Source organism: Anaerohalosphaeraceae bacterium, assembly GCA_035378985.1.
Classification (GTDB): Bacteria; Planctomycetota; Phycisphaerae; order Sedimentisphaerales; family Anaerohalosphaeraceae; genus JAHDQI01.
In genome coordinates, this window is record DAOSUR010000020.1 from 1,508 (window position 1) to 20,476 (window position 18,969).

Consider the following 18,969-nt stretch of genomic DNA (forward strand, 5'->3'; position numbering starts at 1 on the left):
ACGGCGGCATCGACACCTCCTATGTCCGAAGCGTCGCCCGCCAGATTGCTCAGCTGCACCGCCGGGAACGCCAGGTCCTGCTGGTCACCAGCGGGGCCATCGGAATGGGGGCCGGCGCACTGAAACTCAAGGGCCCCATCACGGAACTGCCGCTTCGCCAGGCCTGTGCGGCGGTCGGCCAGCCCCTGCTGATGCACGAATACCACAAGGCCTTTCAGGAAGAAGGACTGAGTGTCTCTCAGGTCCTGCTGACGGCTGAGGTCCTCAGCAAACGCAAAAGCTATCTGAATCTCCGCAACGCCATCGAAACCCTTCTGAATTTAGGTGTCGTGCCGATTCTGAATGAAAATGACAGTGTCTCCACCGACGAAATCGGCACGGCCTTCGGCGATAACGACCGTCTCAGCGCTCTGGTCGCCAGCAAGATTGACGCCGACCTGCTGATTCTGCTGACGGACATCGACGCTCTTTATGACAAAAATCCCAGAGAGTTTCCGGACGCCAAACCCATCCGGCTCGTGGAGGAAATCACCGAAGAAATTCGACGGGCCGCCGGCAAAAAGGGTTCGGCCTATTCGACCGGCGGAATGAAAACCAAAATCGAAGCCGTCCGCATCGCCTTTACAGCGGGCTGCCGTGTGATTCTGGCCCACGGACGTGAAAAGGACATCCTCTGCCGGATTCTCGAAGGTGAAGAAATCGGCACCCTGTTTCTGCCCAAATCCGCCAAACTGCCCAACCGAAAGCGCTGGATACTCCACAGCCGGCCGGAAGGGACTATCTACGTCGATGCCGGCGCAATGGCCGCTCTTCGGCAGAACAAAAGTCTCCTCCCCAAAGGCATTACCGGCATCGAAGGCACCTTCAGCGCCGGAGCCGTGGTGATGATTAATCAGCAGGCCAAGGCCGTCACCAGTCTCAACTCCGCCGAACTTCGCCAGGTCGCCGGCAAACACTCCAGCCAAATCCGCCAAATTCTCGGCCCCAATCACCGAGATGTTGCCGTCGTGCCGGAGGACATCGTCTTCCTCGATGAGCCGAACAATCCTTCCGCCTGAACAAACAGGAAATTCCCTTGACGAATCCGGCCGCCGGTCCTATGCTGGTGCCGTTTTCATGCCGGAGTGGCGGAATGGCAGACGCGAAGGATTCAAAATCCTTTCCGGTTCACCCCGGGTGTGGGTTCGACTCCCACCTCCGGCAGTCAATTTTCCTTCCAGTGCAGGACGTCCTCTGTCACCTTTGACAAATCTGGCGCGATGAAATCCGCTTCCGCCAGCGCTTCTTTTGGAAACGAAGTGATTAAAGCCAGACAGCGCATTTGGGCCGCCTTGGCGGCCTGAAGGCCGCTGACGGCATCTTCAATCACCAGACAGCTCTGCGGAGGCAGCTTCAGCCGAGCCGCCGCGGTCAGGAACAAATCCGGCGCCGGCTTCTTGCGGGCTGCATCTTCTCCCGTCACAACCGCATCAAAAGAGTCAAAGCCCAAACCAATCTCCCGAAGATTGCCTTCGACTTTTCGGCGGTCTGCGCTGGAGGCCACCGCAATCTTTTTGTTCAGGGTTCGGCATCGCTCGATAAACGAATGCACACCGGGCAAAGGCCTCAGTGCCCCGCGGATAATCTGAAGATAAATGTCATAAGTGCGTTCCTTAGCCCGGTTCAAATCGATGGCAAGACCGTATTTTTCCGCCACCCCGCCCAGATAGCGTGTTTCGCCTGTGCCGATAAACGGCACAAAATCCTCCGGCCTGACCGTCAGGCCATGTTCGGCAAACATCTGACAGGCGGCTTTTGCCAAAAACTCCTCGGAGTCCACCAGCACGCCGTCCATATCAAAAATAACCCCATAAGGAAGACCGTCGCCGTTTGTCATTCCATCATTCTCCGATATGTGAACATAAAAAAAGCCGTCCTTTCGAACGGCTTTTGAAAAACAAATACACCCGCATTCACTTAATTGGCCACCACGTCCACCTTGCGTCCGCGGAACTGCACCACACCGTCGCACTTGGCAAACAGGGTATGATCCCGTCCCATCCCGACATTAAAGCCCGGGAAGAACTGAGTGCCCCGCTGACGGACAATAATTCCGCCGGCCGAAATGGTCTGCCCGCCGAAACGCTTAACGCCCAAAAACTTCGGGTTGCTGTCTCGACCGTTTCTTGTTGAACCTTGTCCCTTTTTATGTGCCATAACCAACCTCGTTCACTGACTTATCCGTTTTCAATTTCCTCAAAGACCAGTAAGATTAACAAATTCTTTCTTGACTGTAAAGAGGGAAATCTTTTTTTTGAACAGCCGCTGAAAGTAAGGAAAAACAAAAACGCTATGAAGCCGAAAATCCTGCTGGTCAACCCGCCGATTTATGACTTTGCCGCCTATGATTTCTGGCTGAAACCGTACGGCCTTCTCCGAACCGCAGGAAAACTTAAGTCCTTTTCAAAACTATACTTGTTTGACTTTCTATACCGCAGGAGTCCCGAATTTTCCCCCTCCCTGAAAGAAGACGCATGGGGACGGGGCAAATTTCCGCATCAGCGAATCGAAAAGCCCGCCGCCCTCCGGGATATTCCCCGCTTCTACAATCGCTTCGGGAGAAATCAGGAATCCTTTTGTCAATTTCTCGACCGTTACGGTTCTTTTCATTTCGCCCTGATTCAAACCTCTCTGACCTATTGGTACCCCGGAGTCCAGGAAATCATCCAAACCCTCCGCCGAATCCAGCCGCAAACCAAAATCGTTCTGGGCGGGTTCTACGCTACCTGCTGCCGAGACCATGCCCATTCCCTCGGAGCCGACTGCGTCATCTCCGATACCCATTTAGGGCCTCTCTGGGAACTGCTGGGCTTTGAACCCTCCGCCGAGTACAGCCCGCCTTACTGGGAAGGATATCCGGAGCTGGACAAGGGAATAATAACCCTCACAGAGGGCTGTCCGTTTCAGTGCAGTTACTGCTATCAGCCGCTGACCGGCAGGCCGTTCCGCCCCCGCCCGCTGGAGGAGTGCATCGCCGATTACGAGCATCTGGCCCGTTTGGGCGTTCGCAACATTGCCTTCTATGACGACGCACTGCTGGTCAATCCCCAGCAAACCCTTCTTCCGTTTCTGGACTACGTCATTCGCTATCCTTACGGAATCGCCTTTCACACCCCCAACGCCCTCCACGCCCGCCTGCTTTCCCCCCTGCCGGCGGAGAAAATGGCCCAGGCGGGCTTTCAGACCTTCTATCTCGGCTTTGAAAGTGCCAGCCGGGCCTTTCAGGAGGCCACCGGTCAAAAAGTGCTTTCCGGCGACCTGGCGGAGGCCGTGGAGGCCCTCAAAACCGCCGGCATCCGCTCCGAGCAAATCACTGCGTATATCCTCTTGGGGCACCCCAAAGGCGACCTCCAGCAGGTCGAAGAATCCATGCATTTTGCCCATTCACTGGGCATTCGGATTATGCTGGCCGACTTTTCCCCCATCCCGGGAACGCCGGACGGCGAACTGTGCCGGCAGTGGACCGACCTCGACGAGCCGCTCAACCACAACAAAACCGCCTTTCCGATCCGCCTGCTCGGGCGGGAAAAAACCAACTTTTTCAAGGAGCTTTGCCGCCGGCTCAACCGCCGCCTTTCCGACGGTTCCGCCCCCGGCCCCGACGGCGGAATTTAGACAAAATCCCTTGCATCCGACCGGCAAAATCTGTACAATTCCCCTTTTCCGGCAGGACAGGTTTTTTGCCAACGTAGCTCAACGGTAGAGCACCGGTTTTGTAAACCGGCGGTTGTGGGTTCAAATCCCTCCGTTGGCTTTTTTCTATTTTCGGACAGAACTTTTTGGGAGACCGAACGAAATGGAACAGGCCATCGGAAAAGCCAATGCGCTCATCGAAGCCATGGAGTACATTCGCCGCTTCCGAGACAAAATCGTCGTCGTCAAACTGGGCGGCAGCATCTTGGATGATATGGAACTCCAGTACAAACTGCTGGTGGATGTGGTTTTTATGGCTACCGTCGGAATGCGTCCCATTCTTGTCCACGGCGGCGGAAAGGCCATCACCCAGGCGATGAATGAAGCCGGACTGGAGCCCCAATGGGTGCAGGGACGCCGCTATACCGACGAGCGGACATTGGCGATTGCCGAGCATGTGCTGGTCCATAAAATCAACACCCCCATCTGCAACACCATCCGTTCTCTGGGCTGTCGGGCGATGGGGCTTCATTCCCTCAGCAGCTGCGTGGTTTTTGCCGAACCCCTTCGCCTCGAAAACGGCGACGGGCGCAAAATCGACCTCGGCCTGGTCGGCAAGGTCTGCGATGTCAATGCCGAACTGCTCACCATGCTCTGCCAGGCGGGCGTCATTCCCGTCATTGCACCGGTGGCTATGACCCGCACCGGCGGCAAACTCAACGTCAACGCCGACAGCGTCGCCGGCAAAATCGCCGCCGCCGTCAAGGCCGAAAAACTCGTCGTGCTCAGCGACACACACGGAATCCGAACCAACAAAGACGACCCGGAAAGCTACATCTCCACGCTGACCGAGGGCGAAATCGCCAAGATGATTGCCGACGGCATCATCACCTCCGGAATGATGCCCAAAGTCGAGGCCTGCCTGACCGCCATCGACGGCGGCACCAAAAAGGCCCACATTATCAACGGCAGATTTGAACATTCGCTGCTGCTGGAGATTTACACGGACAAAGGCATCGGGACACAGATTGTCAAATAAACCGCCGACCCGGCGCAAGGGAGAATCCCATGAATACCCAGGAAGTCATTGAATTATACAATCAATACGTCATCGGCAATTACGGCCGGCTGCCCAAGGTCATCGTTCAGGGCAAGGGCAATATCATGGTCGACCTGGAGGGCAATCAGATTCTCGACCTGTTCCCCGGCTGGGCCGTCAGCGGCATCGGCCACTGCCATCCGCGCGTCGTCGAAGCCGTCCAGAAACAGGCCGCCCAGCTGCTGCACATGGACAATACCTTCTACACCCTTCCGCAGGGACAGCTGGCCAAACTGCTCTCGGAGCGGTCATTCGGCGGAAAATGCTTCTTCTGCAACAGCGGCGCTGAAGCCAACGAAGCCGCCCTCAAGTTGGCCCGAAAATACACCGCCAAGGGCAAGTACAAGATCATCACAGCGGAAAAAAGCTTCCACGGGCGAACGTTCGGAGCCGTAACGGCCACCGCCCAGCCGAAATATCACGACGGATTTATGCCCCTCGTGCCCGGGTTTGAGTACGTGCCCTTCAACGACATCCAGGCCCTCACGGAGGCCTTCGATGAGGAAGTGGCGGCCGTGATGATTGAACCCATTCAGGGCGAGGGCGGCATCAATCCGGCCACAGCAGAATACATGCATACCATCCGAAACCTCTGCGACGAAGCCGGCGCCGTGATGATTCTCGACGAGGTCCAGACCGGCATGGGCCGCACCGGCAAATGGTTTGCCTATCAGCATTTCGATGTCGTACCGGACATCATTACCCTGGCCAAGGCCCTCGGCGGCGGTGTTGCCATCGGAGCGATGATTGCCAAACCAGAAATCGCTGCCGCCCTCGTGCCCGGCACCCACGCCTCCACCTTCGGCGGCAACCCGCTGGCCTGCGCCGCCGGCATCGCCGTCATTGAGGCCGTCGAGGCCGAGCACCTGCTCGAAAATGCTCAGCGGATGGGCGATTATGCCCGCAGCAAACTCAACGAACTGAAAGCCAAGTACCCAATCATCGAAGGCATCCGCGGCATTGGTCTGATGATCGGCATCCAGCTGAACAGCCCCGGAGCCGGCATTGTCAGCCGCTGCCTCGAAAAAGGACTTCGAATCAACTGCACACAGGATACCGTCCTGCGGTTTATGCCCTCCATGACCATCACCGCCGAAGAACTGGACCGCGCTATTGCCATTCTGGACGAGGTTCTCGCTGAGGAGGCCAAAAAATGACGCATTTTCTGTCCATTCTGGATTTTTCTACGCAAGAGCTTCAGGAACTGCTCGATTTAAGCATTCGCCTGAAAAAACTCTACAAATCCGGCGGACGAGACCTGTGCCTTTCCGGCAAAGTCCTGGCGATGCTGTTCGAGAAGGTCAGCTTGCGGACGCGGGTCAGTTTTCAGGTGGCGATGTCGGACTTGGGCGGCACGGCCATTTACTTAAAACCCGAAGACATCGGCATCATCGGCAAGCGAGAGCCCGCCAAGGATATGGCCCGGGTCTTCTCCCGCTATGTGGACGGCATTATGGCCCGAACCTTCTCACACGAAACCCTGCTTGAACTGGCCCGCTGGTCCACCGTACCGGTTATCAATGCCCTCAGCGACTGGTCCCATCCCTGCCAGGTAATGGCGGATATGATGACCATCCTCGAGCATTTCGGACGGCTGGAGGGGCTGACGCTGGCCTACGTCGGCGACGGCAATAATGTGGCCCGCTCTCTGGCCGAGGCATGCGCCCGGTTCGGCCTGCGGTACCAAATTGCCGCCCCGAAGGGATACATGCTCGACGACCAAACCCTCACAGAAGCCGAAAAAGCCCGCCCGGGGACGGTATTTACAACAAACAAACCCGCCGAAGCCGTCCGAAATGCGGACATAATCTATACGGATACATGGGTCAGCATGGGACAGGAGGCCGAAAAAGAAAAGCGGATTGCCGACTTTCAGGGGTTTCAGGTCAACGCGGAACTATTGGCCAAGGCCCCGGCCCACGCGAAGATTATGCACTGCCTGCCGGCCTATCGCGGATATGAAATCACCGACGAGGTCGCCGAATCCAAAAACTCCATCATCTTCGACCAGGCCGAAAACCGCCTACACTTCCAGCGCGCCCTGCTCAAAAAACTCCTCAGCTGACTTTCTTTCGGCTTTCCAGACATCCGACTGCTTTCTATTGGAAAGCACAAATTCTGTTTGTATAATCATAGCCTGTCAGACAGTCTCTTCGAATCCTTATGCAAACGAGACATACAATCATCTTTGGGGACAGCCGGGATATGTCGGATGTACCATCCGAATCCGTACATCTGATTATCACGTCCCCGCCCTACTGGCAACTGAAAGACTATGGTTCGCCGGATCAAATCGGCTTCGACCATACTTACGAGGAATATATCAACAATCTGAATCTTGTATGGTCGGAATGTTTTCGAGTTCTTCATAAGGGCTGCCGGCTCTGCATCAACATTGGTGACCAATTCGCCCGCTCTGTCTATTACGGCCGATATAAAATCATCCCTATACGGACCGAAATCATCAAATTCTGCGAGACAATCGGACTGGATTATATGGGGGCCGTTATTTGGCAGAAAGTAACGACCTGCAACACGACCGGGGGCGCTTCCATCATGGGCTCCTTCCCCTATCCACGAAATGGTATCCTCAAACTGGATTATGAATTTATTCTGATCTTTAAAAAACCCGGAAATGGACCGTCTGTCAGTCCGCAGATAAAGAAAATGTCCAAACTTACAACCGAAGAATGGAATCAGTACTTTGCCGGACACTGGAATTTCCCCGGAGAACGGCAAAACGGTCATTTGGCGATGTTTCCGGAAGAACTCCCCAAACGTCTGATCCGTATGTTCAGTTTCGTCGGTGATACCGTTCTGGACCCCTTCCTGGGAAGCGGAACGACAACCCTCGCTGCCATCCGCCAGCAGCGCAATTCCATCGGCTATGAAATTAACAAAGATTTTCGCAGTTTGATTGAAAAAAAACTGGGTCTGGAACAACACACCATCTTTGCAGACAGTACCATTGAATTTCGAAATGCCCAAATAAGCCGAAAAGACTGGAAAAAAGCCATCCAAAAACTTCCGTATATTTTCAAGGACGCCGTCCAATTCGACAAAAAAATAGACCCGAGACAAATCTCCTTCGGCTCAAAAATCAACCGCGATACGCCGTCACCCAAGGACTTCTTTCGAGTCAAATACGTTCTCGCTCCAAATCTGCTTAAATTGGACAACGGCCTCACAATCCGTTTACTGGGAGTCGCAGAGAAAAAAGAAACCCGGCAGGAAGCTGTTGCTTTCTTAGAAGAAAAAACAAAAGGGCAAAAGGTCTTTCTTAAGTTTGACAAAATCGCCTATGATGAAGACAATCACCTCTTGTGCTACTTATTCCTTTCGAATAAAACGTTTCTGAACGCTCACCTCATTAAAAAAGGGTTGGCGGAAGCGGATACATCTATTCCCCATCGATACAGTACGAAATTCCTGAAAGAATCGAGGCCGACTATATGGCAAAAGAGTGGCTCTTAAACAGTGCAAACATGCGATGGGGATTGACCCGTAAAAACAAAGTCGGTCCAGTTTCTGAACTGATTCGAAAATGTGCCCCCAAAACTCTCCGTGAGTGGGAAACATTTTATTATAAAAACGCTTACTCAAAAGAGCACCTGGAGGCACTCGGACGTCAATTGTTCATAAAAATATCGGAGGTCTGCCGCGCGGAAATGGACAGTATTTCCGAGCAGGATTGTATTGATTTTATTATCAATCTTGTCATCAATCGTACCTTTGACGGGTATCAATCCGAAATTCAGACAATTTATGGACAGCTCCGGCAGGCACTCGGAATCGAAATTAAGCCGGCACCGGATGAATGGGACCGCGGATACAACGTTGATTTTTATATCGAAATAAACAAAAAGTACATCGGGCTTCAAATCAAACCTGCAGGCCATGCCTATATCACTCAAATCATCAATGAATTGAAATTTCAAAAGAAAACACATCAGAAGTTTACCCGAAAGTACGGCGGAAAAGTCTTTTATATCATCTCTCTGACAGATGGAAAGAAAAAGATAATCCAAAATCCCGAGGTGATAGACGAAATCAGAGAGGAAATCAAACGTCTTGGATGGACTCAATGAATCTTGACAAACCCGCCATTCTGGTTGCAACCACCAATCCGGGCAAATTGGCCGAGCTGACAGCGATGCTGGGCGAACTGGCCGAGCAGGTACTCTGGAAAACGCTGTCCGACTTTCCCCATCTGCCTGCCGTACCGGAAGACGGCGACACCTTCGCCGCCAACGCCCGCAAGAAGGCCCTCGGTTATGCCCGCGGCTCCGGACTGCTTACGCTGGCCGACGACTCCGGCCTGGTGATCGACGCCCTCGGCGGAAAGCCCGGCGTCCACAGTGCCCGCTTTGCCGCCGAGGACTATTCCATCCGTGGAGAACAGCCCGACCGCAAAACCATCGACCGGCTCAATTACGAAAAGGTGCTGCGTCTCCTCAAAGGAGTCCCCCCCCGGCAGCGCACAGCCCGTTTTGTCTGCCGGCTCTGTCTGGCCGATGCCGAGCAGGTGCTGCTGGAGACCGAAGGGACGGTCGAAGGATTCATTACAGAAGAGCCGCTGGGCGAAAACGGTTTCGGCTACGACCCAATTTTTTGGCTGCCGTCCTTGAAGAAAACCGCCGCCCAGCTTCCCGCAGAAGAGAAAAACCGCATTTCCCATCGGGCCCGGGCCGTCGGCAATTTGAAACCCCTGCTGGAAAACCTGCTCCGAACCCTCCGCTCCGGCTAATCAGCAGAAAGGATTTCCACCCGCATCGGCCCGTGCAGCCGATAGCGAATCCCCCGCCAAACCAGCGTCCTGCCGACCGCCGAAGCTGCAATAACCCCCAGCAGAATTATCGAAAAAAGCCAAAACAAAGCCAAATCCGCCCGAGCCGCCGGTCTCAGGCATTCTCGGTCTTTTTCCAGCAGCCGCCCGATCATCCTCTGCCGCAAAAAGGCATGAATCCACTGACAAAAAGCAAACACAGCAGGCCAGAAAAGAAGAATCCACGACGGCCGGCCTGTCCGCAGTGTCCACACCGCCGCCGCAACCCCGCCCCAAAGCCCGAACACTGCGAATACAGAAGAAAAAAGACCGAACAGCCACATCCTCGGACGATACACCCGCGTAATCAGAAACTGTCTTCGCCCAAATTCCCACAGTTCCTTCCACGAAACCGACTCATAGGAAGCCGACATACACGCGGGGACAAAAGCAATCTTCAGACCCGCTTTTGCCACAGCTTCACTGAGGGAAAGGTCATCGCTCAGAGCCGAAGCCCAAATCTGCTCCAGATTCAGCCGGCGGAAGGTATCGACCCGGATTGCCATCGACCCGCCCCAGGCCAGGTTAAACCGCGTATTGCCCAGCAGCTGGGCAATCTTGGCATTGACCGCCGAGAGGGTCAGCGTCGCCCAATTCGGCGTCTTCGGCACAAACCATCGATACCCCGTCGCAGCTCCGTTTTTGGCCGCCTGGGGCTCCCGCAGCGGATACACCAGATGACTGAGCCAGTTCGGTTTCACGCACGCATCCGAATCGGCAAACGCCAGCACCTGCGTATCCGCATCGGCCTGCCGAACCGCAAAAAGCAGATTATGCAGCTTCTGACTGCATCCGCTCGCCCGCCCCGCCGTCAGCAGCCGCACATCTTCCGCCCGGCTTTGGGGACGGTATTGCTCCATCAGCTGTTTCAGAACCGGATACGCCGGGTCCTGCTCATCCTCCACCACAAACAGCAGCACATACGGCTCATAATCCTGCAGAAAAAACGAGCGGATATTTTCCTCAAATGCCTCATCCAGACCTCGGCAGGGCACAATGACCGCCGCTTTGGTGCGATACCTGCGAACCCGTTTGTATTTTTGAAGCGCATAGCGGGTATTGTTGATCACCTGGATGGTGAAGACAATCTGAGCCGCCATCAGAACCGCCGCTAAAATCTCCAGCCCGCTCATCCAATCACCCTGTTAACGTTTCTTCAATTCGATTCGTCCCCTGAGCCGTCCCATTCCACAGCTGACAGAGCCGCTGAAAATCCTCCGGACTGTCAATATCCTGCGTCTGATCCTCCACCTGAACAAAATGTCCGGATTGGTCCTGCGGCCATGTATAATCCAGCCCGCCGAATGGATCTACATTCCCCAGCAGCCGATACAGCCCCCACAATTTGCCGTATTGATACGCATAGACCGGCTGCTTCCGCTGCCAACAGCGGTACACCCTCCAGAAATCATTGCCTCGAAATCCCCTATCTCGAAACCAATGAGAGGGCTTGGGAGAATAATTCTGCCGAAAAAACGGCCCAAATAGTTCCCAGCCGCACCCGAAGACCCGCCAAAACATCCGGCCTTTGCCCCGCAGCTCCGCCAGCAGCGAATTGATCTTTAGATTTTTCTCCACTTCTGAATGGGCCGAATCCGAAAAAGAAAAGGCAAATAATTCCGGACGCCTGAAATTCTTCCGGCACACCTCTGAGCCGTGCCCAACCCCCCAAAAGCAATACTCCGGACCGTTTCGAAGAATCGAATCGATGCAGAAAGAACTGAAATAGACGTCGCCGAGTAAAACTATCGTCTTTTCAGACCAAAGCGAACGAGAAGAAAGCATCGTATCACTCAAATACCGGTCCGCAGACGGCGGGAGAATCTCCGCAACTTCCGCCGCCGTCTTCTCAATCTCCGGGTCTTTTGTCAGGACATAGATAGACCCTACCCCCCTGTCCCGGAGCATCTGAATCGTCCGAAGCAAAAGGGGCTGCCGGCTTTTATCGACCGGAACCAGCTGCTTCAGCGTACCAAAGGCACGATTCCACCGCTGTCCCTGTCCGGCCGCTGGTATAATCGCTGTTATTTGAACCGTCATAAAATACCGATTTTCGCAAACAAGTCTTTCTCCATCGAATTATAGAATAACAAGATCAAAAAGCAATTGAATTGCCGTCAGTCGCCTTAAAAGAATTTTTCACAAAATCAATAAAAAGACTTTTTGTTTCCTCGATGATTTTTGGTATTGTTAACCTCAAAAGGAGATGTATTTAATGGTGATTTATGCAGATTATGACCGCTTGTGACAGCAGCTTTTTTCGTTGCGTCAAACCGCTTGCGGACGGTGTCCGCCGTCTTTATCACCAGCCGCTGCTCGTCTACGATATCGGTCTGACCTCTGAAGAAGCCGCCGAATTGGACTGCACCCTTATTCCCTTACAGGTCAGCAGGCATTACAAATCCTACACAATCTACAAAGCGACCCCATTTATTAACGCAACCCATAAACCCTCCTGCCTGAGGCATTATTTTGAACATTTTAGCGAACCCGTCCTTTATGTGGATGCAGACTGCCTTTTTTGCCAACGTGTTGAATTGGATGGTTTTGACATCGGCGTCACTGTAAAACCCAAACGAAAACTGGATATACAGAACTTCTTTAACGGAATTCTCAACTCCGGCGTTCTTTTCTTCCGCTGGTATCCGAAGCTTCTCCTGGACCGATGGATGCAGAAATGTGCGGCAGGAGGTCATACAGACCAAAGCGCTCTGGCAGAGATTCTTTCCGAAACCATCAACTGGAGAAAACCTCGTCAGATTCAGGATTGGCACAGTTTTTCCGTCCGACTCCTGCCGGTAGAAATCTACAACGATTATCAATTAAGAACCGGAAAAATCTTCCATTTCAAAGGTCTGCGACACAGCAAAGAAATCTATCCGAAACTGCTTGAAGCCATGCAGAAAGGCAAAAATGTCCGGCGGGAATATGAATATTTGAAAAACCGACTGCAAAAAGAAGAAAAACAGGGAACAGCAATCATCGCTGGAGATATGTCGATAAGGTCAGAAACCCTCTAAAAAAGACCAAACAGAGAAGTCCTAAACCGCAAACGCCCCAGCATAACAGATAACAATGACCATTTGTTATATTGAATCGCCTTTTTCAAACACTGGAGCCCTTCTGTCTTTCTGCTCTCCTGCAGAAGTTTGAATCCCGTCTTTCGGTATTTCCGCGATAAAATCCGCATCGCCTGCCTGCGGGGAATCCAGTCAGACCCGCCGTATTCAAAATAAAACCGCTCCGGTACCTTCAGATTATCCAGATGAACCCTGCCTTTCCCGCCTTGTCGGCTCAAACTCTCTGTCTGCGTGCGCCGAATTACGAATGTTTGCGGGACAAACAAAAACGGGGTTCGAGTGGACAGTCGCAGGAAAAAATCCTGGTCCTCTGCCAGCTCCAGCGTCTCATCAAAAAAGAACCCGTCCAGCAGTTCCCGGCGAATCAAACCGGCCTGGCAATACACAAAAAAACGGGAAAACAAAGAACGCACAATCCATCCGGAATAAGCATATTTGTCATTCATTCGCTCCTGCCGGCTGCCGTCCGGATGCTCCATCGTGACGGAAGCATACGCAACCCCGTATTCCGGCGCTTTCTCCAGCGACGAAACCATTGTTTCCAGATAGTCCGGCACATACAAATCATCCGAATCCAGAAAAGCGATATACGCCCCCTTTGCTTCTCGTAAACCCAGATTTCTTGCCGAAGAAACCCCGCCGTTTTCTTTCCGGAAATACCGTATCCGATTATCCTTTATAGCAACAATCTCCTGTGCTGTTCCATCCGTCGAGCCATCATCAATCACCAGAATTTCAAAGTCGCGGAAGGTTTGTCGGCAGACACTTTCGACGGCCTCCTGCACCAGTACCTTGCGGTTGTAGGTAGGAATGATTACACTGACCCTCGGCATTTTTCGGTATCCTCCCAAACAACTCTATGATATATTTAAGATACGGAAGAAACAACAGTTAAGTAAGGAACATGACGGAAACGCCGTTTGACATTCAAATAACCGATCCGAAAACCGGACATACAGCCGCCGTCCGGTGCACTGTTCTATTGCGCCGTTTGAGCGGTGTGCGCTATACGTATGAAGGATTCTGTGAGGGTCGGCCGGTTATTGTCAAAATCTTTACCAGCCCCCTGCGAGGGTTTCTCCATTTTAAACGCGAGATGCGCGGACTTTGCCGGCTGGCCGAACGCGGCATCCCCAGCCCCGCCCTGCTGCATTCCGGAAAAGACCCCTCAGGACGATGGGCCATGGTTCTTGAGAAAATCACGCCAGCGGACGACTTGGCCAACCTCCTTGAAAAAACAGAAGACCCGCAGCAGAAAGCCAAGCTCTGTCTGAAATGGCTCGACTTTGTCGCCTTGATGCATCAAAAGGGGGTCCTTCAAAAAGACCTCCATCCGGGCAATTTTCTTTTCAACGGCAGCTGCCTCTATGCCCTGGACTCCGGAACCATCCATTTCCGCCGCAGCCCTGTCTCTGTTGAGCAGGGACTTGAGCAGCTGGCCGGCATGCTTTGCACAATGCCTCCTGCCCTGCGGGAAAATCCCCAGCCGCTGCTGGAACAATATGGCCGACTCCGAGAATTAAAACCGACGGCGGACATGCTCGCCCAGCTTGAAACGTATATCTTCCGGCAGCAGCGGCGGTTCCTTCGTCAAACCCTCCAAAAAACCCTGCGCAACAGCAAACGATACTTCTCGCTTCAGGAAGGCCCGTACCGGGGCATGTTTACCCGTCGGGACTGGACGGAGGAAACCGCCCGGCAGTTCATCCGCCAAATCGACCAATTGATGGAGGCCGGGCAGATTCTCAAACGCGGCAATACCTGCTTTGTCAGCCGCGTGCAGTACGGCTCGCTGGATATCGCCGTCAAACGCTACAACTACAAGAGTTTCTGGCACTCGCTGCGGCATACTCTCAAGGGCTCCCGCGCCCGGAAATGCTGGCTGGCCGCCCATCAATTGCTGCACTGCGGCATCCCCACTCCGCGCCCTTTGGCTTTTATCATACAAAGACAGTTTGGCTTGCTCCGGCAGTCTTATTTGCTGTCAGAGTTTCTTCCAGGGAGCAATCTGGATGAATTCCTCAAATCTTCGTCCGCTTCCGAAGAAAAGGAAAAAATTATTATCCAGACAAAAAAACTTCTTTCCTCTTTGGCTGAAAACGGCCTGGTTCATCATGATCTGAAACCAAGTAATATTCGACTCATCAACGCTCAGCCGGTTCTGATTGATTTGGACGCAATTCGTTCGCAGCTGTTTTTGCGGCGGAAAGACAGCATCCAAAAAGAAATGGAGGCGGCTTTTTACAAACGGCTGGAACCATTCATCCACGCAGCGCATCCAAAACAATGCGGCAAAATTGTTCCCCAATAATCCGGTGATCGTATCGCTGTACATAAGCCCTTGCCCTTTGCCCCCATTCCTTTCGAAGCGGCTCATCATAGATGAGTCGTTGAATAGATTGATGCCACTGTTCGAGGGTTGAGGCGAAAAAACCCGCACCGCTTTCCTCAATGAAATCACGATTAACCCCTACAGGCGAAGCAATCACAGGCAGCCCCGCTGCAAAATACTGAAGAATCTTAAAACCGCATTTTCCCCGCGTAAAACGGTTATCCGGCAGCGGAGCCAGTCCAATATCGCATTCCTGAAGCCGTTGGGTCTGGGTATCCAAAGACCACATACACTTCTCAACCGGCAGGTACTTGCAATCCAAAAACTGGTCTGCAACAATTCGCAGAATTACAGAAGGATTTTCCTGCCCAATCTTTTCAAGGGCGGGTTTTATCTCCTCCAAATAGCGCAGCGTGCTGCGGCTGCCGATCCAAACCAGACGGATTTTCCCATCCTGCGGTTTCTTGATTTGTGATGCATAAGCCCTCCCATCCAGACCGGTGGGGAGAATATGAACATTTTTGCAAAAAGGCCTTGCCTGCTCCGCCAAATAAGGATTGCCGGCAATCACACAGTCCGCCATCTTCACCATCCGCCGAAACAGCCGAGAATGGCTGGTCCAATTCCTGTCGGGTTGGCGAGGGTCGTACATTACAGCATCGTCAAAATCATATAGGATACACCGAGCTGATTTTCGCAGAATCCGAGCATCGAGCATATTCAGTGTCTTTTTGTGAATTAGAACCGCATCAAACCGTTCGGCCTCCCGAAACAGCCGCCAGCGATGTCGATACGATGCAGGAATCCGCTCAACCCGACAAGTCACACCGCAGTCCGCCAGCCGCTCCAGATACACCCCAATCCGTTCCCGATAACTGGCCCGCTCCGGATTGTTCGATAAAACAAGCAGATTCATTCCAGGGGACCTTTCCGTCCAAAAACAAACATTTGATCGGCGAGCCTCAGACAACCGCAAAAATGAGTCAAGGGAGAAAGAATAGTTTTGGCCAAAGCAGACCTTCGAATGCGGTCTTTCGTGATTGGATTCGTATTATTCCCATAAAAAACATACTGCAATGAACAAAGCGTTGTTTTGGAGCTTCCGTCATAAAGAATCGATTGTACATCCAAACCGTTTTGCTGAAAATAGCAGCGAATTGTACGCGGTGAAAAGAGAAACAAATGCCTCGGAGAATCCAAGGCATACCATTTGTCTCTGAACAGACAGGCATTCAAGCTTCTGACATTCGGTGTTTTTATGCAAAACCACCCTCCAGGCTTTACCATCCTGCTGACTATCTGTAAAAAACCCATCGGATCGGGAACATGTTCCAGAACAGACCATGCCGTGATAAGGTCAAATGCATTCTCTTCTGCCTGATAACCCTCTACAGTCCCGCAAAACACATTAAGTCCGTAACAGACTTTAGCCGACTCAACTGCTTTCTCAGAAAGCTCTATACCAAACACCTGACAATTGGTTTTTTGTCTCAAACTATAGAGAAAGGCCCCATTGCCGCAACCCACGTCTAAAACTTGTGAGTCTGAATTCAGCCGCCCGAGGATTCGTTTTAAAAAAGGAATATTAAAAAGCTCTTCCGTTAAGAAATGTTTCTGCTGGTGAGGCGAATAATCATCCGGATAGAAATTGATGATAGAGTCCGGCAATATCTGCGGGTTCATAAAAACAAGTCCACATTCAGAACACTGCACATACCTGAACCGCCCCTCAAATCCATGCAGCCGATCTATTCCGAACACAAATGTTTTCCATTGACGGCTGCCGCATAAGTTGCACGATATGAGCCTCGCATCCATTCTCTCAAAACTCCACAAAGCTGCATTCAACTACGATGCAACTCCTTCACAAGAACTTCCCCTGTCCGAAATACACGTTGAACCAATGTTTTTTGAATCAATCCCTTGACGCTGTATGCAAGCAGAAATCATTCAATCAAACTCGGCTTTTCAAGAAACGAGTCATTCCTTCGAATCGTCAGACCCCGCTCATAATCAAAGGAAACTCCTATCTTCTTTAAATAAGCCGTCACAGAGGGATGATGATAAATCTCCTTTTGAGTCTGCTCATCGAGCTCTTCCTTCCATCTCTGGTCAAAATACAGCTGGCCGCCCTGCGGCGGTTTTAAATAGTTCTTCTTTACGCTGCCGTGATGGGAAAAATTCCAATATTCCTTCTGCGGCGGCTCATAACCATATCCCAGCCACGTCATCAGCTCTTCCAACACCCTATCCGCTTCAAATACCAAATCGCAGTAGGTAACAAGCCGGGCGTCCAGTCGATTCCGTTCGAGAAAGTCCGTAATCTGCTGATTTTGATAAAGCCAGTGCCAAAGATAGGCCCGGCTCTCTTCTCCAGTCAAAATCTCCCAGGCATGCCTCCAGCATCGCCATGCCGTCTTCACCCGACGTCGGAATTTGTCCGTCGGCTCAAAACTGAGCTTCCATCGGCGAACCAGCGCCCGCGGGTCTCGAATCAAATGAATATATTTGAAGGAATATCCGGGCATCCCCCAAAACCGACTGGCCCACCGAACCTTCTTGGAATTATCAACCACTGTCGAAACCAAAGGATAGAAGCGGGACAGATTGTCAAAAATGATGTCATAAAATTTTTCGGCCGGGCAGCCTCGAATCCCTGCAAGTACCGGGCAGGATTCCTCCGAAGCACACATAGAGCACACTCGACGCGGTGTGTCTTTACGACGGAAATGATGCAGTTCTCCAACAGACCTGCAACGGCTGTGAGACCCCAGCTGCAAAGTCAGAAGATGAGAGCCCGCATAGTTGGTGGACAAGATATAAACAATTTGCCGCTGAACCGCCATTCGTTTTTAGTCCCTTGGTCTCTTTAACAACCTGCCCGAGCTGGAAAACTTTCTATTCGCCTAAAGAATGACTTTCCATGGAGCATTGTAATCGCCCGTCCTGATCAAGTCCATCAAATGCCGGGCCATCTTAGTACAGTTGAATTCCCGATGGGCATGTTCCATTCCGGCACGGGCAATCCGTTCCCGCTCCTCCTCGTGTGCCAAATACCACTCCGCCAGTTCAAAAAACTCCTCCGCCGTATCAAAATATCGAAGATGTTTTCCATCCTCAAAAAGAAGGTCGGAATCCGGCACTCGTTTGGCCAGTGTGAACGTTCCGCAGGCAATACAATTCACCAATCTGTCGGAGTGATACATCCGGATATTGTTGACAATATTAATACTCAAGGCTATTTTAGCACCGCTGATCGCCCAAAAGACCTCGATTCCATCCAGAGTAGGAAAACCAAAACAGCCGTATAATCGAACTCCTTTTCGCTCTTTCAGTCGTTCCAGCAAAAAACGCCTTTCCTCTTCCATCTCAGCGGGAAAACGGGAATGGTGCTCAGACCCTGTGAAAAGAATATCAGACTTCCACTTTCCCTCTATATTCGGATAAGGTCTTTGAATATCCGGATCACAGGGACACGGAAAAAAAGCACATCGAGGAACACCTTCTTCTTTAAATTTCTGCATCCATACACCGGCATTGGTTACAATTGCCAAGTCCAGCATTTTCAGAATTTCAAACCATCTCGGAGCATAATTCGGAGGATAAGAGTCCGCATCCCGTCCAACCAACAAAGCATAAGGAGCTGTTTTCCGAATCTCCTGAATCATCTCTGGATTAAAATATTTCAGGACACACAGGATCAGGATATCCGGATGATATCGGCGAATCTGCTCCAGCATAACCTCAAAGGTTCTTGCCTTTTCCCATCGATGTTTCAGAATGGGAATCGGCCATTTACACTTTTGTTCTGCAATATCCCAAAAACTGAACGGCTGGACATCATGACCCAGACGAATCAGTCCCTTAAGCCATCGGCGACGTTCAAGCCGGATGGACTTAGGAGAATCATTTTTAAAATCAGCGATTAAGAATATCCGCTTGCTGTCATTCAACATCCCGG

19 protein-coding genes and 2 tRNA genes are annotated in these 18,969 nt (G+C 52.1%); 12 read left to right on the forward strand and 9 right to left on the reverse strand.

Annotated elements, in window-relative coordinates; genetic code table 11:
• On the forward strand, positions 1-1,058 hold a 1,058-nt coding region (gene proB, locus PKY88_11705; GenBank protein HOQ05866.1), incomplete at its 5' end, for a glutamate 5-kinase.
• 60 nt (positions 1,059-1,118) lie between these two features.
• Positions 1,119-1,203, forward strand: a tRNA-Leu gene (locus PKY88_11710).
• A gap of 1 nt (position 1,204) precedes the next feature.
• Here the strand turns inward: PKY88_11710 and PKY88_11715 are convergent.
• Together PKY88_11715 and rpmA are read right to left on the reverse strand one after the other, a co-directional pair.
• The gene (locus PKY88_11715) at positions 1,205-1,876 is read right to left on the reverse strand and encodes an HAD-IA family hydrolase (protein ID HOQ05867.1); all 672 of its coding nucleotides are present in this window, start codon (positions 1,874-1,876) and stop codon (positions 1,205-1,207) included.
• Between the two features lie 80 nt (positions 1,877-1,956).
• Positions 1,957-2,196: a 50S ribosomal protein L27 gene (gene rpmA / locus PKY88_11720; GenBank protein ID HOQ05868.1), complete on the reverse strand. Its 240-nt coding sequence runs from the start codon at positions 2,194-2,196 to the stop codon at positions 1,957-1,959.
• Between the two features lie 135 nt (positions 2,197-2,331).
• Between rpmA and PKY88_11725 the strand changes: the two genes are divergently transcribed.
• The 8 genes from PKY88_11725 (at position 2,332) to rdgB (ending at position 9,518) form a co-directional block, all read left to right on the forward strand.
• Positions 2,332-3,654, forward strand: coding sequence for a radical SAM protein (locus tag PKY88_11725; protein ID HOQ05869.1), 1,323 nt, complete (start codon positions 2,332-2,334; stop codon positions 3,652-3,654).
• Between the two features lie 67 nt (positions 3,655-3,721).
• Positions 3,722-3,793, forward strand: a tRNA-Thr gene (locus PKY88_11730).
• A gap of 42 nt (positions 3,794-3,835) precedes the next feature.
• Positions 3,836-4,711 (forward strand): acetylglutamate kinase, encoded by an 876-nt coding sequence (gene argB / locus PKY88_11735; protein ID HOQ05870.1) that lies wholly within the window; start codon positions 3,836-3,838, stop codon positions 4,709-4,711.
• Between the two features lie 29 nt (positions 4,712-4,740).
• Positions 4,741-5,928: an aspartate aminotransferase family protein gene (locus tag PKY88_11740; protein HOQ05871.1), complete on the forward strand. Its 1,188-nt coding sequence runs from the start codon at positions 4,741-4,743 to the stop codon at positions 5,926-5,928.
• Positions 5,925-6,836 carry an ornithine carbamoyltransferase gene (argF, locus tag PKY88_11745; GenBank protein HOQ05872.1) on the forward strand — a complete coding sequence of 304 codons (912 nt, stop codon included), beginning with the start codon at positions 5,925-5,927 and terminating at the stop codon, positions 6,834-6,836. The genes PKY88_11740 and argF overlap by 4 nt, the downstream gene beginning before the upstream one ends.
• A 140-nt stretch (positions 6,837-6,976) precedes the next feature.
• Entirely contained in the window at positions 6,977-8,245 is a 1,269-nt protein-coding gene (locus PKY88_11750; protein HOQ05873.1) for a DNA methyltransferase, read from the forward strand.
• A gap of 11 nt (positions 8,246-8,256) precedes the next feature.
• A complete protein-coding gene (locus tag PKY88_11755) occupies positions 8,257-8,859 on the forward strand; it encodes an MjaI family restriction endonuclease (GenBank protein ID HOQ05874.1) in 603 nt (200 codons plus the stop codon).
• On the forward strand, positions 8,847-9,518 hold the full coding sequence (rdgB, locus tag PKY88_11760) for an RdgB/HAM1 family non-canonical purine NTP pyrophosphatase (protein ID HOQ05875.1): 672 nt from the start codon (positions 8,847-8,849) through the stop codon (positions 9,516-9,518). Before PKY88_11755 ends, rdgB begins: the two co-directional genes overlap by 13 nt.
• Here rdgB and PKY88_11765 read toward each other — a convergent pair.
• Together PKY88_11765 and PKY88_11770 are read right to left on the reverse strand one after the other, a co-directional pair.
• The gene (locus tag PKY88_11765) at positions 9,515-10,729 is read right to left on the reverse strand and encodes a glycosyltransferase (GenBank protein HOQ05876.1); all 1,215 of its coding nucleotides are present in this window, start codon (positions 10,727-10,729) and stop codon (positions 9,515-9,517) included. The genes rdgB and PKY88_11765 overlap by 4 nt on opposite strands.
• A gap of 4 nt (positions 10,730-10,733) precedes the next feature.
• Entirely contained in the window at positions 10,734-11,636 is a 903-nt protein-coding gene (locus PKY88_11770; GenBank protein HOQ05877.1) for an NTP transferase domain-containing protein, read from the reverse strand.
• A 185-nt stretch (positions 11,637-11,821) separates the two neighbouring features.
• Here PKY88_11770 and PKY88_11775 point away from each other — a divergent pair, with 185 nt between their 5' ends.
• On the forward strand, positions 11,822-12,616 hold the full coding sequence (locus PKY88_11775) for a hypothetical protein (GenBank protein HOQ05878.1): 795 nt from the start codon (positions 11,822-11,824) through the stop codon (positions 12,614-12,616).
• On the opposite strand, the gene PKY88_11780 is transcribed toward PKY88_11775, so the two are convergent.
• Positions 12,613-13,509, reverse strand: a complete 897-nt coding sequence (locus PKY88_11780) for a glycosyltransferase family A protein (protein HOQ05879.1) — start codon at positions 13,507-13,509, stop codon at positions 12,613-12,615. The two genes, PKY88_11775 and PKY88_11780, sit on opposite strands and share 4 nt — an antisense overlap.
• A 71-nt stretch (positions 13,510-13,580) precedes the next feature.
• Here PKY88_11780 and PKY88_11785 point away from each other — a divergent pair, with 71 nt between their 5' ends.
• Positions 13,581-14,987 (forward strand): lipopolysaccharide kinase InaA family protein, encoded by a 1,407-nt coding sequence (locus PKY88_11785; GenBank protein HOQ05880.1) that lies wholly within the window; start codon positions 13,581-13,583, stop codon positions 14,985-14,987.
• Here the strand turns inward: PKY88_11785 and PKY88_11790 are convergent.
• From PKY88_11790 to PKY88_11805, 4 genes are all read right to left on the reverse strand, one after another.
• The gene (locus PKY88_11790) at positions 14,938-15,924 is read right to left on the reverse strand and encodes a glycosyltransferase (protein HOQ05881.1); all 987 of its coding nucleotides are present in this window, start codon (positions 15,922-15,924) and stop codon (positions 14,938-14,940) included. The two genes, PKY88_11785 and PKY88_11790, sit on opposite strands and share 50 nt — an antisense overlap.
• Entirely contained in the window at positions 15,921-16,691 is a 771-nt protein-coding gene (locus PKY88_11795) for a class I SAM-dependent methyltransferase (protein ID HOQ05882.1), read from the reverse strand. Before PKY88_11795 ends, PKY88_11790 begins: the two co-directional genes overlap by 4 nt.
• A gap of 263 nt (positions 16,692-16,954) precedes the next feature.
• Complete coding sequence (locus PKY88_11800) at positions 16,955-17,854, reverse strand: hypothetical protein (protein ID HOQ05883.1); 900 nt, start codon at positions 17,852-17,854, stop codon at positions 16,955-16,957.
• Positions 17,855-17,914: 60 nt separating this feature from the next.
• Complete coding sequence (locus PKY88_11805) at positions 17,915-18,964, reverse strand: glycosyltransferase (protein ID HOQ05884.1); 1,050 nt, start codon at positions 18,962-18,964, stop codon at positions 17,915-17,917.
• Positions 18,965-18,969: the final 5 nt, after the last annotated feature.